This is a genomic window from Streptomyces sp. NPDC005494, assembly GCF_042872025.1.
GTDB lineage: Bacteria > Actinomycetota > Actinomycetes > Streptomycetales > Streptomycetaceae > Streptomyces.
Genome location: NZ_JBIAJR010000007.1, coordinates 70320 through 82846 on the forward strand (window position 1 = coordinate 70320; position 12527 = coordinate 82846).

Annotated in this window: 10 protein-coding genes; 4 read left to right on the forward strand and 6 right to left on the reverse strand. The window is 73.0% G+C overall.

The features are described from left to right. Nucleotides 1–7: 7 nt before the first annotated feature. A complete protein-coding gene (locus tag ACFYQ6_RS20940; RefSeq protein ID WP_388764240.1) occupies nucleotides 8–820 on the reverse strand; it encodes an aminoglycoside N(3)-acetyltransferase in 813 nt (270 codons plus the stop codon). A 97-nt stretch (nucleotides 821–917) separates the two neighbouring features. After that, nucleotides 918–1334 carry a CoA-binding protein gene (locus tag ACFYQ6_RS20945; protein ID WP_361584149.1) on the reverse strand — a complete coding sequence of 139 codons (417 nt, stop codon included), beginning with the start codon at nucleotides 1332–1334 and terminating at the stop codon, nucleotides 918–920. An 81-nt stretch (nucleotides 1335–1415) separates the two neighbouring features. Here ACFYQ6_RS20945 and ACFYQ6_RS20950 point away from each other — a divergent pair, with 81 nt between their 5' ends. From ACFYQ6_RS20950 to ACFYQ6_RS20960, 3 genes are all read left to right on the forward strand, one after another. Further along, nucleotides 1416–2051 (forward strand): YigZ family protein, encoded by a 636-nt coding sequence (locus tag ACFYQ6_RS20950; protein WP_361584147.1) that lies wholly within the window; start codon nucleotides 1416–1418, stop codon nucleotides 2049–2051. Between the two features lie 132 nt (nucleotides 2052–2183). Further along, on the forward strand, nucleotides 2184–3350 hold the full coding sequence (locus ACFYQ6_RS20955) for an exonuclease SbcCD subunit D (protein WP_388764242.1): 1167 nt from the start codon (nucleotides 2184–2186) through the stop codon (nucleotides 3348–3350). Beyond that, nucleotides 3347–6436: an AAA family ATPase gene (locus tag ACFYQ6_RS20960; RefSeq protein WP_388764244.1), complete on the forward strand. Its 3090-nt coding sequence runs from the start codon at nucleotides 3347–3349 to the stop codon at nucleotides 6434–6436. Before ACFYQ6_RS20955 ends, ACFYQ6_RS20960 begins: the two co-directional genes overlap by 4 nt. 156 nt (nucleotides 6437–6592) lie before the next feature. Here ACFYQ6_RS20960 and ACFYQ6_RS20965 read toward each other — a convergent pair whose 3' ends face one another. The 3 genes from ACFYQ6_RS20965 to ACFYQ6_RS20975 form a co-directional block, all read right to left on the reverse strand. After that, a complete protein-coding gene (locus ACFYQ6_RS20965; protein WP_361584139.1) occupies nucleotides 6593–7471 on the reverse strand; it encodes an ATP-grasp domain-containing protein in 879 nt (292 codons plus the stop codon). 91 nt (nucleotides 7472–7562) lie between these two features. Then, on the reverse strand, nucleotides 7563–9254 hold the full coding sequence (locus tag ACFYQ6_RS20970; RefSeq protein WP_361584137.1) for a DUF885 domain-containing protein: 1692 nt from the start codon (nucleotides 9252–9254) through the stop codon (nucleotides 7563–7565). 68 nt (nucleotides 9255–9322) lie between these two features. Continuing rightward, on the reverse strand, nucleotides 9323–9853 hold the full coding sequence (locus ACFYQ6_RS20975; protein WP_361584134.1) for an Lrp/AsnC family transcriptional regulator: 531 nt from the start codon (nucleotides 9851–9853) through the stop codon (nucleotides 9323–9325). 60 nt (nucleotides 9854–9913) lie between these two features. Here ACFYQ6_RS20975 and ACFYQ6_RS20980 point away from each other — a divergent pair, with 60 nt between their 5' ends. Then, nucleotides 9914–11170, forward strand: a complete 1257-nt coding sequence (locus tag ACFYQ6_RS20980; protein ID WP_361584131.1) for a PLP-dependent transferase — start codon at nucleotides 9914–9916, stop codon at nucleotides 11168–11170. Here the strand turns inward: ACFYQ6_RS20980 and ACFYQ6_RS20985 are convergent. Further along, on the reverse strand, nucleotides 11064–12482 hold the full coding sequence (locus ACFYQ6_RS20985) for a GNAT family N-acetyltransferase (RefSeq protein ID WP_361584267.1): 1419 nt from the start codon (nucleotides 12480–12482) through the stop codon (nucleotides 11064–11066). The two genes, ACFYQ6_RS20980 and ACFYQ6_RS20985, sit on opposite strands and share 107 nt — an antisense overlap. Nucleotides 12483–12527 lie beyond the last annotated feature (45 nt).

A 12527-nucleotide genomic window follows, 5' to 3' on the forward strand; every position in this document is an offset into this window, starting at 1 on the left:
GGGCTGCTCAACTACCGCCGGGCCGATGGTCCTTGAACCATCCCGTTGCGAAGTCCACCGCAGCGCGGAAGCCGAACAGCCGGCTCGGCGCCGAAGCCACCGGACCCGTGCGTACCGATCCCGCGGGCATGCTGCGGACGAAGTCGGTTCCCAGGGCGGCGAAGTCGCCGTCGTCCAGCTCGATGTCCTCGTACTCCCACCAGCGGCGCCCGCCCTCCGACGCCACAACGCAGCGGTAATGACGCCGGGCCGGGGCGGGAACGCGGTACTCCGCCAGGTGGAAGGCCGTGCAGCTCTCGAAACCGGTGCCCAGCAGCAGGACCTGCGCGTCGGCTTCGTACAGCCGGGCCAGCGGGGAATCCTCGCCCAGGTGGCAGTCGTGGCGATGGTGGCGGAGCAGCGCCCGGGCCGCCGGGCCGATCGCGGCGAAGGAGGTCTGCGGGTGGCCGCTGCGGAGCGCGCCCGGCGTCCGCCGCACCGTCTCGGCGAGCACACCCATCGCGCGCGCGGGCGACGTCGCCGCGTCGAACGGGGGCATCGCCGCCCGCACGGCCGCGCGTGCCTGCTCACTCAGGCCCCGGACACGGTCGAGGTAGGAGCGGGAGGTGTCCGAATTCTCCGGGGTGAAGGCCGGGACGACCAAGGTCCCGTCCGGCCCCAGAGCCCGCCGGAGCGCGGCGGCCAGGTCGTCGGCGTCACCACCCGCGGAACGCATCGAGGCATGCACCAGCAGGACGCCGCCCCGCCGAACACCCAGGTCGTCCAGCTGGGAGACGGTGCGCGCACCGGGCCGAAGGAGATGCTGTGTCACAGCGCACATTCTCCCTGCCGGCGAGGCGCCGTGACACCACTCCTTCAGGACAGGGTGCGGGGGTGACGCGGAGGGTGGCCCGCCGGGGCCGGCCCGCTCCCTCCGGTCAGGCGCGGCTGCCCAGCCGGGGGATCTCGATCGCCGGGCAGCGGTCCATGACCATGTCGAGTCCCGCCCCACGGGTGCGCGCGTACGCCTCCTCGTCGATCACTCCGAGCTGGAACCAGACGGCTTTGGCCCCGGCCGCCACCGCCTCGTCCGCCACGCCCCCCGCCAGGGCGCTGTTCACGAAGACGTCCACCACGTCGACGGGGAAGGGTATGTCCGCCAGAGAGGCGTAACCCTGCTCGCCGTGGACCGTCTCCGCCTTGGGGTGGACCGGCACCACCTTCTTGCCGAAGGCTTTGAGCACCCCGGCCACCCCGTAGGCCGCGCGGGAGCGATTGCCCGACAGGCCGACCACCGCCCAGGTGTCGCCCGAGTCCAGAAGAATCCTGCGGACCGTCTCGTCGTCTGCGTACATGCCCGGACAACGGACGGCCCGCCCGGCACATTCCCCACGGGAGGGTGAACGTGCCGTCGGACCGGCGCATAGGCTGGGGCGATGCAGGAGCAGTACCGGACAGTCGCCCGCGCGGGCGTGCACGAGACCGAGGTCAACCGATCACGCTTCCTCTGCGCGCTGGCCCCCGCCGCTACCGAGCAGGAGGCGCAGGACTTCGTCGCCCGTGTCCGCAAGGAGCACCCCACCGCAAACCACAACTGTTTCGCCTATGTGATCGGCGCCGACGCCTCCGTGCAGAAGGCCGGGGACGACGGGGAGCCCGGCGGCACGGCGGGTGTCCCCATGCTCCAGATGCTCCTGCGCCGCGAGACGCGGTACGTCGTCGCCGTCGTCACCCGCTATTTCGGGGGCGTCAAGCTCGGAGCCGGCGGCCTGATCAGGGCGTACGGCGGAGCGGTCGGGGAGGCGCTGGACGCGCTGGGCACGACCACCCGCAGGCGCTTCAGGCTCGCCACCGTCACCGTCGACCACCAGCGGGCGGGCAAGCTGGAGAACGATCTGCGTGCCACCGGTGTCGATGTGCGTGAGGTGTCGTACGCCGAGGCCGTGACCATCGGGATCGGGTTGCCGGACGCCGACGTGGACGGGTTCAGGAGCTGGCTGGCGGACGCCACGGCGGGTGCCGCGACACTCGAACTGGGTGGCGAGGCGTACGGGGACGTCCGAGGCCGATGAGGGATCCGGGGCCCCGCGGCATTAGCGTGGTCCGGTCCGCAGCGCAATCCGGGGCGGGCGGAGTGCCGGACCTGTGGGGTCCTGGGGGCGGAGGAAGTGGAACATGCCGGTCGTAGCCGTCGGAGTGATGTCGTGAGGATTCTGCACACCTCGGACTGGCACCTGGGGCGGTCCTTCCATCGCGTCGCCATGCTCGACGCCCAGGCCGCCTATCTCGACCACCTCGTGGAGACGGTGCGGGAGCAGGCGGTCGACGTGGTCGTCGTGGCCGGCGACGTCTACGACCGGGCCGTGCCCCCGCTGTCGGCCGTCCAGCTGTTTGACGACGCACTGCACCGGCTCGCAGCGGCCGGGGTTCCGACCGTCATGATCTCCGGGAACCACGACTCGGCCCGCAGGCTGGGCGTCGGTGCCGGGCTGATCGCACGGGCAGGTATCCATCTGCGTACCGACCCCGAGGACTGCGCCACCCCGGTCGTGCTGGACGACACCCACGGTGACGTGGTCTTCTACGGGCTGCCCTACCTCGAGCCGGCCCTCGTCAAGGACACCCTGGGCGCGTCGAAGGCGGGGCACGAGGCGGTCCTCACGGCGGCCATGGACCGGGTGCGTGCCGATCTCGGCTCCCGCTCCGGAGGCACCCGCTCGGTGGTCCTCGCCCATGCGTTCGTGGCCGGCGGTGAACCCAGCGACAGCGAGCGCGACATCACCGTCGGCGGCGTCGCGGCCGTCCCCGCCGGAGTCTTCGACGGCGTCGACTACGTGGCGCTCGGCCATCTGCACGGCTGCCAGACGGTCACGGAACGCGTCCGCTACTCGGGCTCCCCGCTCGCCTACTCCTTCTCCGAGCACACCCACCGCAAGACCATGTGGCTGATCGACCTCGGCGCGGGCGGCGACCTCGTGGCCGAACGCGTCGACTGCCCGGTACCGCGTCCGCTCGCGCGCCTCCGGGGACGTCTCGGCACGCTGCTGGAGGATCCCGCCGCCGAACGTCACCGGGACTCCTGGGTCGAGGCGACCCTCACCGACCCCGTCCGGCCGGACGATCCGATGGCCCGGCTGCTCGAACGCTTCCCCCACACCCTGAGCCTGGTCTTCGAGCCCGAGCGCGCCCCCGAGGACCCCTCCGCCTCGTACGCCCAGCGGCTCAAGGGCAGGGACGACCACCAGATCGCGGAGGACTTCGTGGCCCATGTACGCGGTGGAAGCGGCCCCAGCGCACAGGAGCGGGCGGTGCTGCGTGCCGCCTTCGACGACGTACGCGTCGACGACGCGGTGGACGAGGTGTCCCGTTGAGGCTGCACAAGCTCACCCTGACCGCGTTCGGGCCCTTCGGCGGCACCCAGGAGGTCGACTTCGACGCGCTCTCCTCGGCCGGGATCTTCCTGCTGCACGGACCTACGGGCGCGGGCAAGACCTCGGTGCTCGACGCCGTCTGCTACGGCCTGTACGGAGCCGTGCCCGGCGCGCGGCAGAGCCCCGGCACCTCTCTGCGCAGTGACCACGCCGCCGTGGACCGGCCGACCGAGGTGTGCCTGGAGCTGACCGTGGGGGGACGCAGGCTGGAGATCACCAGGCGGCCCGCCCAGCCCCGGCCCAAGAAGCGGGGCGGCGGCTTCACCACGGAGAAGGCGCAGAGCTGGCTGCGCGAGTACGACCCGGAACACGGCTGGAAGGCACTGAGCCGCTCCCACCAGGAGATCGGTGAGGAGATCGGTGGCCTCATCGGCATGAGCCGGGACCAGTTCTGTCAGGTGGTGCTGCTGCCGCAGGGTGACTTCGCGCGATTCCTGCGCGCCGACGCCGAGGCGCGCGGCAAGCTGCTCGGCAGGCTCTTCGACACCCGCAGGTTCGCCGCCGTCGAGGAACGCCTCGCCGAGCTGCGCCGGACCGCGGAGGCCCGCGTCAAAGCGGCGGACGAGCAGATCCTCGCGCTCGCCCAGCGCATCGCGCAGGCAGCCGGCCCGGCGGCGGACGAGATGCCGCAACCCGGGGAGCGCCCCGGCGAGCCCGGGCTGGCCGACGGGGTCCTGCGGTGGGCGGCCGTCGCCCGCAGCGGAGCCCGCGAGCGGCTCGACATCGCGCAGTGCGTCCTGGCCGAGGCCGAGGGCCGGAACGCCGTCGCCCGCCACGCCGTCGAAGCCGAGCGCGAACTCGCCCGGCTCCAGCAGCGGTACGAGGAGACCCGGCGCCGTGCCGCAGGCCTGGAGGAGCGCCGTGCGGAACGCGACCGGTGCCACGAGCAACTGGCCCGCGCGCGCAAGGCGGATCTGGTCGCTCCCGCACTCGACCTGCGGGACGAGGCGGAGCGCGCCCACCGCACGGCCCTCGTCGCCCGCGAGCGATCCCGCGCCGAACTGCCGCCCGAGCTGGCGGACGCGGGATACGAGCAGCTGGCGGAGAGGGAACGGGCGCTCAGGGCGGAACTGGGCGCCCTCGACGCCGCGCGCCGCGCGGAACAGCGCAGCAAGGACATCGACGCCGAACGGGCCGGTCTGGACAGGCAGTCACGCGCCGACGACGAGCTGATCCAGGAGACGGAGACCTGGCTGGCGGGCTGGGACGCGACACACCGCGGACTGAGGGCGCGTATCGAGGCGGCGCAGGACGCGGCGACCCTGGCGGAGCAGCTGGCCGGCCGGCTCGGCCCGGCGCGCAGGAGGCTGGACGCGGCGCGGCGGCGCGACGCCCTCTCCGCGCAGGAGGAGGCCGCCGCCGCGGGGTTGACCGCCGCGCGTGAACGCGCGGCAGCCGCACACGAGAAGTGGCTGGGGCTGCGGGAGCAGCGGCTGCGCGGCATCGCGGCGGAACTGGCCGGTGCCCTGGTCGACGGCGTCGCCTGCACGGTGTGCGGCTCCGCCGAGCACCCGGAGCCCGCCCGGGCCGGCGACGGCCATGTGGACCGGGCCACCGAGGAGGCGGCCCTCGCCGCCCATCAGCGAGCAGGCCAGGCCCGCGCGGAGGCCGAGGCGGAACTCGTTGTGCTGCGGGAGCGTCTGGCGGCGGCCCGTGCCGAGGCCGAGGACCCGCAGGAGCACGGAGGCGTGCCCGGACCGGGCGGCGCGGAGGACGGCGCCGCTGCGCGTGCCCCGGAGGGCCACGGACTCGCTTCGGTGGCCTCGCTCCAGGAGATCGCCGACCGGCTGACCCGGGAGCACGCCGAAGCGCATCGCCTCGCCGCCGGTACACACGCGGCCAGGGAAGCACTCGCCGTCGCCGAGCGTGAGCACCTCGGCCGGATCGAGGACCGGCAGCAGGCGGAGCGGCGGGCGGCTGCGCGTACCTCGCAGCGCGAAGCGCTCGACCGCGAGCAGGCGGCACTGGAGGCTGAACTCGCGAAGGCACGCGGCGCCGGCGGGTCCGTCGCCGCGCACGCGCGTCTGCTGGAACGGCGGGCCGGGCTGCTGGCGGGCGCGGCGGAGGCGCTGCGGGACGAGCAGAGCGCCGCCCGGCGGCTCAAGGAGGCCGACGGCAGGCTGGCGGACGCCGCCTTCCGGGCCGGATTCGACACTCCGCAGGCCGCGGCGGCGAAGCTCCTCGGCGAGACGGCACAGCGGGAGCTCCAGCACCGGATCGACGCCTGGCAGACGGAGGCCGCCACCGTCGCCGACCGGCTGGCCGAGGCCGACGCCAGGGACGCGGCAGGCCGCCCGCCCGCCACGCCGGACGCCGCACAGGCGGCGTACGAGCAGTCCGTGCGGCTGCTGCGCGACAGTGCTGCCGCGCACTCGGCCGCGCGTGAGCGCGGCGCGGAGCTCGACCGGCTGTCCCGCCGAGTCGAGGACGACGTACACGCACTCGGGCCACTGCGCCAGGAGTACGAGAGGGTGGCCCGCCTCGCCGGTCTGACCGCAGGGACCTCGGCCGACAACGAGCGCAGGATGAGGCTGGAAGCGTACGTACTGGCGGCCAGGCTCGAACAGGTCGCCGCCGCCGCGACGGCCCGCCTCCAGCGGATGTCCTCGGGCCGCTACACCCTGGTCCACTCGGACGAGCGCAGCGGAGGACGCAGGGCGGGCCTCGGCCTGCACGTCGTCGACTCCTGGACGGGCCGCGAACGCGACACGGCCACCCTCTCCGGCGGCGAGACCTTCTTCGCCTCCCTGGCACTGGCACTCGGTCTCGCCGACGTGGTGACGGACGAGGCGGGCGGCGTACGCCTGGACACCCTGTTCATCGACGAGGGATTCGGGAGCCTCGACGACCAGACGCTGGACGAGGTCCTCGATGTCCTGGACTCACTGCGCGAACGCGACCGCAGCGTCGGCATCGTCAGCCACGTCGGCGATCTGCGCCGGCGCATCCCCGCCCAGCTGGAAGTGGTGAAGGAGCGTCACGGCTCCGCGGTCCGCCATCGGGTCTCCGGCACGCTCAGCGGCTGACCGAGCGGCGCGGGAGGGGCCCCCGGGCTGCAACCGGGGGCCCGCCCCGCGCTCGCACTCACCGAACTCGGCCACAGGTGAAGGAGATGCCGGGCGGATTCGGCTTGATCGGTGCGCGCGGGCCTCGCCTTCGAGACCCGGCAGGGCCGGAGCGGCTCAGACGACCCCGCCGCCGACGAGCGCGTCGAAGAGAACCCGGCCGTCGTCCCCCGCGGGCAGGCCGCTGACCTGACCGTCGCCCACCTCCACCACGCGCCACGCCCCGTCCTCGCGCAACGCCATGTCGGTGGTCACCCAGCGGCAGCCGAGGCGGCGCACGGCCTCGCCGACCTCGTCGAGACCGGGCGCCGGCACCTGGCCAGGGCTGTCCGGGTGGGCCGTCACCAGCACCGGGTCGCCGTCCACCCACCACACCCGCGCCTCACCTCCCGCGACGAAGGGCTCGTAGGCACGCAACACCACCCCGCCCGACAGGAATTCGCCCTGCAGTCCGACGAACCTGCCGACGACGGAGGCGAGCCGCTCCACATCCGTCAGCTCGGGGACGAAGCACGCCTCGTGCCATTCGTGCTTACGGGACTTCACGAAGTCCTTCACGATGCCCGGACCCGCGCCGAGACCTGAGGCCAGGCCCGCCCAGACCGACGGGTCCGGCAGCGGGTCTTCCGGGGAAAGGGCGAGCCAGACGCTACGAGGCGTGAGGCCGGCGAACGCCGCGTACCAGCCGGGCAGTTCATGGGCCGAGCGGTACGCGGCGGCGTCCGTGACCAGAGCACAGTCACGGGCGGCGAGAGCCCGCTCCAGTTCCTCGTAACGGGCGGCGGGCACCATCCAGCCCCGGTACCGGTAGGCCCCCGAGCCGCGCGGCACCCGCTCCACGGCGGCCCCCGCGTCCCCGGCGAGCAACGCGTCGTGGTCGACCAGCACCACACGCGCACCGGCCCGCCGCAGCACGGCCGCCTCGGGCGCGAACTGGGGATCCGCACCGCCGGGCCGCAGGGGGTCGCGGCAGAACAGGAAACCGGGCGTGGTCATGCGGGACTCGTCCTTCGGGCCGGAGGCGGGCGGGCGTGTGAGGGGCGAACCGGGGACCGGTGGGCGCCCACCGGTCCCCGGCACCCCGGGATCAGAGCCTGGACAGCTCGTCCACCAGGTCGTCCAGGCCGAGCGAACCCTGGGACAGGGCGGCCATGTGCCACGCCTTCAGGTCGAACGCGTCACCGTGCGCCTTACGGGCGTTCTCCCGGCCCAGCAGCCAGGCCCGCTCGCCCAGCTTGTAGCCGATGGCCTGCCCCGGCATCGACATGTAGCGGGTCAGCTCGCTCTCCACGAAGTCGGCGGGCCGGCCGCTGTGGTTGCCGAAGAACTCCTCGGCCAGATCCGTCGTCCACCGCTCGCCGGGATGGAAGGGCGAGTCCGCGGGGATCTTCAGCTCCAGGTGCATGCCGATGTCGACGATGACCCGGCAGGCACGCATCATCTGCGCGTCCAGATAGCCGAGCCGGCGCTCCGCGTCGGGCAGGAAGCCCAGCTCGTCCATCAGCCGCTCGGCGTACAGTGCCCAGCCCTCGGCGTTGGCACTGACGTGTCCGATGGACGCCTGGTAGCGCGAGAGGCTGTCGGCGACATGGGTCCACTGCGCGATCTGCAGATGGTGGCCCGGCACGCCCTCGTGGTACCAGGTCGACACCAGGTCGTACACCGGGAAGCGGGTTTCGCCCATCGTGGGCAGCCACGTGCGGCCGGGGCGCGAGAAGTCCTCCGACGGCCCGGTGTAGTACGGAGCGGCGGCGCCACCCGCCGGGGCGATGCGGGACTCCACCTTCCGCACACGCTCGGCGAGTTCGAAGTGGGTGCCGTCGAGCGCCTCGATCGCCTCGTCCATCAGGCCCTGCAGCCAGACCCTCACCTCGTCCACGCCCTCGATGTGCTTGCCGTGCACATCGAGGTGGGCGAGCGCCTCCCACGGTCCGGCGCCCGGAAGGATCTTCTCCGCCTCGGTCCTCATCTCGGCCAGCAGCCGGTGGTATTCGGACCAGCCGTACGCGTACGCCTCGTCCAGATCCAGATCCGTACCGTTGAACTGGCGCGACCAGCGGGCGTAGCGCTCGCGACCCACGGTGTCGGGGGAGCCCTCGACGGCGGGGGCGTACACGTCCCTCATCCAGTCACGCAGCGCCAGGAGGCTGGCGGCCGCCTGTGCGGCGGCTTCGTCCAGCTCCGTGCGGAGCGAGTCCGGCCCCTCGGCCACGAAGTCCTGGAAGAACCCCGGACCGCCGTCCTCGCCCTCTGCCCAGGTGCCCAGCTGTCCGACGAACGTCGCCGTCGGGCGCGGGCCGGCGTAAAGCCTGCGCTCCAGCCCGAGAGCGAGCGAGGCGCGATATCCCTCCAGCGCGGCGGGTACGGCACGCAAGCGGTCCACGACCGCCGACCAGTCCTCGTCCGTCGCGGTCGGTGTCGCGGTGAACACCTCCCGGATGCTGTGGGCCGGGGAGTGGATGTTGGAAACGGCTCGCAGGCCCTCATCGGCTTCGTGGATGGCGAGTTCGGCCGTCAGGCGTTCCCGCAGCAGCCTCGCGCACCGCTTCTCCTCCTCGGCCTCCGCCCCCGGCACCTTCTCCGCGGCGTCGAGCTCCACGAGGGTGCGGCGGATGAGGTCGGCCGACGCGGCCTGACCGGAGGGCGAGAAATCGGGCAGCCGGCGGGAGCTTTCCGCGACACCGAGGTAGGTACCGGTGATGGGGTCGAGTTCGATGTATGCGTCGACGTACGCGTCGGCGACCTGGCGCGGCAGTGCGCTGCTCGAAGTGTCTGACATATGGACATCCTCGTACGGCGACGGCCTGTTCGTCACGGGGAATCGACTTCCCGTCAGGGCCGGGGCCGTTACGGCGCCGGGGGACCGGGTGGCGGCTCCGGGGCCCCGACCTGCGTCCGCGCCTCCGCCGAGGGCGGCAGGAGCGGGCCGCATTCCCACTGCTGGAAGATCAGCCGCGTCTCCACGCGCGCTACCTCCCGGCGGGACGTGAACTCGTCCAGCACCAGACGCTGCAGATCCGCCGGTCCGGCCACGGCCACATGCACCAGATAGTCGTCGGGCCCCGTGAGGTGGAAGAACGCCCGGGACTCTGGCAGCGCCCGGATCCGCTCGACGAACGGACCGATCAGCTCCCTGCGGTGCGGGCGGACCTGCACCAGCAGCAGCGCCTCCAGACCGCGCCCGATCTTCGCCGGGTCGAGCCTCAGCCGGTGCCCGAGGATCACCCCCGAGCGACGCAGCCGCGCCACCCGGTCCAGGCAGGTCGAGGGGGCCACCCCGACCTCGGCGGCGAGCTCCCGGTACGTCGTCCGGGCATCGTTCTGGAGCAATCGCAGAATGTGCAGATCGACCGGATCGAGAGCGACGGATTCAGGCATTCGGCGAACGTAGCACGGCATGAGGGCATGGACGCCCGGTCGATGTTCAAGCTGGCTGCCATGGACACCGAAGCCAGCTCACCGACACCCCCGGCACCCTTCCGGTCCAGGGCGCTCGCCACCGAAGCCGTGCACGCGGGACGCGACGACCTCGCCTCTCTCGGGCTGCACGCCGCGCCGATCGATCTGTCCACCACCTACCCCTCGTACGACTCGCAGGGCGAGGCCGCGCGTATCGACGCCTTCGCCACCACCGGAGCCAGGCCGGACGGCCCGCCGGTCTACGCACGGCTGGACAACCCGACGACGGCTCGCTTCGAGACGGCCCTCGCCCGCTTGGAGGGCACCGCGAGCGCCGTCGCCTTCGCCAGCGGAATGGCGGCGCTCACCGCGGTGCTGCTGGCCCGCGCGAGCCTGGGCCTGCGGCATGTCGTCGCGGTGCGCCCCCTCTACGGGTGCAGCGACCACCTTCTGGGCGCCGGGCTGCTGGGTACCGAGGTGACCTGGACGGACCCGGCGGGCATCGCCGAGGCGATCCGGCCCGACACCGGTCTGGTGATGGTCGAGACGCCCGCCAATCCGACGCTGGCCGAGATCGACATCCGAGCCGTCGCGCACTCCTGCGGATCCGTGCCGCTGCTGGTGGACAGCACCTTCGCGACACCCGTGCTCCAGCGGCCCGTCGAACACGGCGCCCGGATCGTGCTGCACAGCGCCACCAAGTACCTCGGTGGCCACGGGGATGTCATGGGCGGAGTCGTCGCCTGCGATGAGGAGTTCGCCGCCACCCTGCGGCAGGTGCGCTTCGCGACCGGGGGCGTCCTGCATCCGATGGCCGGTTACCTGCTGCTGCGCGGCCTGTCCACGCTGCCGGTACGGATGCGGGCCGCCTCGGCCTCCGCCGCGGAACTGGCCCGCAGGCTCTCCGCCGATCCCCGCATCGCCCGGGTCCACTACCCGGAGGTGGGGGGCGCGATGGTGTCCTTCGAGGTCTTCGGGGACCCCCACAGGATCATCTCCGCCGTCCGGCTGATCACTCCCGCCGTGAGCCTCGGCAGCGTGGACACGCTCATCCAGCACCCGGCCTCCATCAGCCACCGCATCGTGGCTGAAGGAGACCGGCGGGCCGCGGGGGTCGGCGACCGTCTGCTGCGTATGTCGGTCGGCCTGGAGGACGTCGAGGACCTCTGGACCGACCTGTGCCAGGCGCTCAGCGACGAAGCTGCTGTGCCTGTCCGGCCTGCGGCTGCGGCAGGGACACCGGCGCCACGGACCCGTCCGCCGGCTGCGAGGCCGACGGGTTCAGCCGGGCGGTGATGACGAGGGTGCCCTCCTCGATCTGGTAGTCGAGCGGCAGCGAGAGCGCCCGCATGGCCGCGACCATGCCGGTGTTGTGGGCCTGCGTCACGGCGTACACGCTGTCGCAACCGGCCTCGACAGCCAGAGTGACCAGCCTGCCGAGGAGCTCGGAGCCGATACCACGGCGCTGCCAGTCGTCCTCCACGAGCAGGGCGACCTCGGTCTCGTCCCCGTCCCAGAGCAGGTGGCCGAGCGCGACCAGCCGGCCGGAGGCCGTCTGCACGGCGAGTGTGCGGCCGAAGCGCGGGCTCAGCAGGTGGTCCAGATAGCGGTCGGCGTCCCGGACCGGACCGTGGTAGCGGAGACCGAGGGTGCGGTCGGAGCAGCGGTCGTGCATGGCGCGGGCGGCACCGAGATCGGTACGGTCCGCGCGGCGGACGGTGATCTCGTTGCCCTCGGGGAGCGTGAGTACGTCCTCGCTGCGCGGGACGCGCGGACCGAGCCGGGTGTCGAGCTCGACCAGGGCACGGGCGCGGGCGAACTCGGTCGGGGTGAAGGGAAGATACGGCCGCTCCACGGTGATCACGCCGCCCGAGGGGTCGCGCAGCCGCATCACCGTGTCCTCCAGGACGCCTTCCACCGGCGCGCTCTCCCCGGTGGGGCGTCCGGTCACGGAGAGGGCCGGCAACGAGTGGATGGTGCACCGGCCGAGGAGCTGACGCAGCGCGAGGGGGAGCTCGGCGGCGTCGAGCGCGGTCCGTGTGGCGAGGCCGAGGACCCGGGTGGGCGTGTCCACCAGGTCGTGGGCGTCCGCGCGCTCGATCCAGGTCGAGGAGCCGCCCGCGGCGGAGATCTCCCGGGTCAGCTGCTGGGCCGGCAGCGTCGCCGGGGCACGCAGCAGGAATTCGTCGACGGTGCCTTCCGCCAGCGGGTGGGTCTGCAGAGTCAGGATGTCGATCCGGTGGCGGGCGAGGGCGATGCACAGGGCGGCCAGAGTGCCGGGGGCGTCCCGTACGGTCGTCCGCATCCGCCACAGCACCGTTTCGCTCACCTCATCGGCACCGGCGTCGGCGGACGGGGACCCGCCCTCCGTACCGGCGCCGGTATCCGGCGGCGGGGCGTGACTGTGCCTGCGTGCCCACCATGTGTGGAACGCGGCCGTGGCCACCAGGGCCACGGCCGAGGCACCGAGGAGATAGGGGCCGTCGGGCTGGTGCCCGATCAGATTGGCGATCGCGTCGGCCACGGCCACGGCCGTGAACAGTGCCGCCAGCTCGATCAGGTCCCGCCGCCAGTGGTGCGGACGGCGGGCACTCTTCGCGGATGTCACATCAGTCATGTCCCTACTGTGACCGAGCGGTGTTGCCTGATCACG

What these genes read in the sequence shown, in the direction of transcription:
- ACFYQ6_RS20945 (WP_361584149.1), bottom strand. Translation starts at nt 1,334, where the DNA reads ATGTACGCAGACGACGAGACGGTCCGCAGGATTCTTCTGGACTCGGGC.
- ACFYQ6_RS20940 (WP_388764240.1), bottom strand. Translation starts at nt 820, where the DNA reads ATGTGCGCTGTGACACAGCATCTCCTTCGGCCCGGTGCGCGCACCGTC.
- ACFYQ6_RS20965 (WP_361584139.1), bottom strand. Translation starts at nt 7,471, where the DNA reads ATGACCACGCCCGGTTTCCTGTTCTGCCGCGACCCCCTGCGGCCCGGC.
- ACFYQ6_RS20980 (WP_361584131.1), top strand. Translation starts at nt 9,914, where the DNA reads ATGGACACCGAAGCCAGCTCACCGACACCCCCGGCACCCTTCCGGTCC.
- ACFYQ6_RS20950 (WP_361584147.1), top strand. Translation starts at nt 1,416, where the DNA reads ATGCAGGAGCAGTACCGGACAGTCGCCCGCGCGGGCGTGCACGAGACC.
- ACFYQ6_RS20975 (WP_361584134.1), bottom strand. Translation starts at nt 9,853, where the DNA reads ATGCCTGAATCCGTCGCTCTCGATCCGGTCGATCTGCACATTCTGCGA.
- ACFYQ6_RS20970 (WP_361584137.1), bottom strand. Translation starts at nt 9,254, where the DNA reads ATGTCAGACACTTCGAGCAGCGCACTGCCGCGCCAGGTCGCCGACGCG.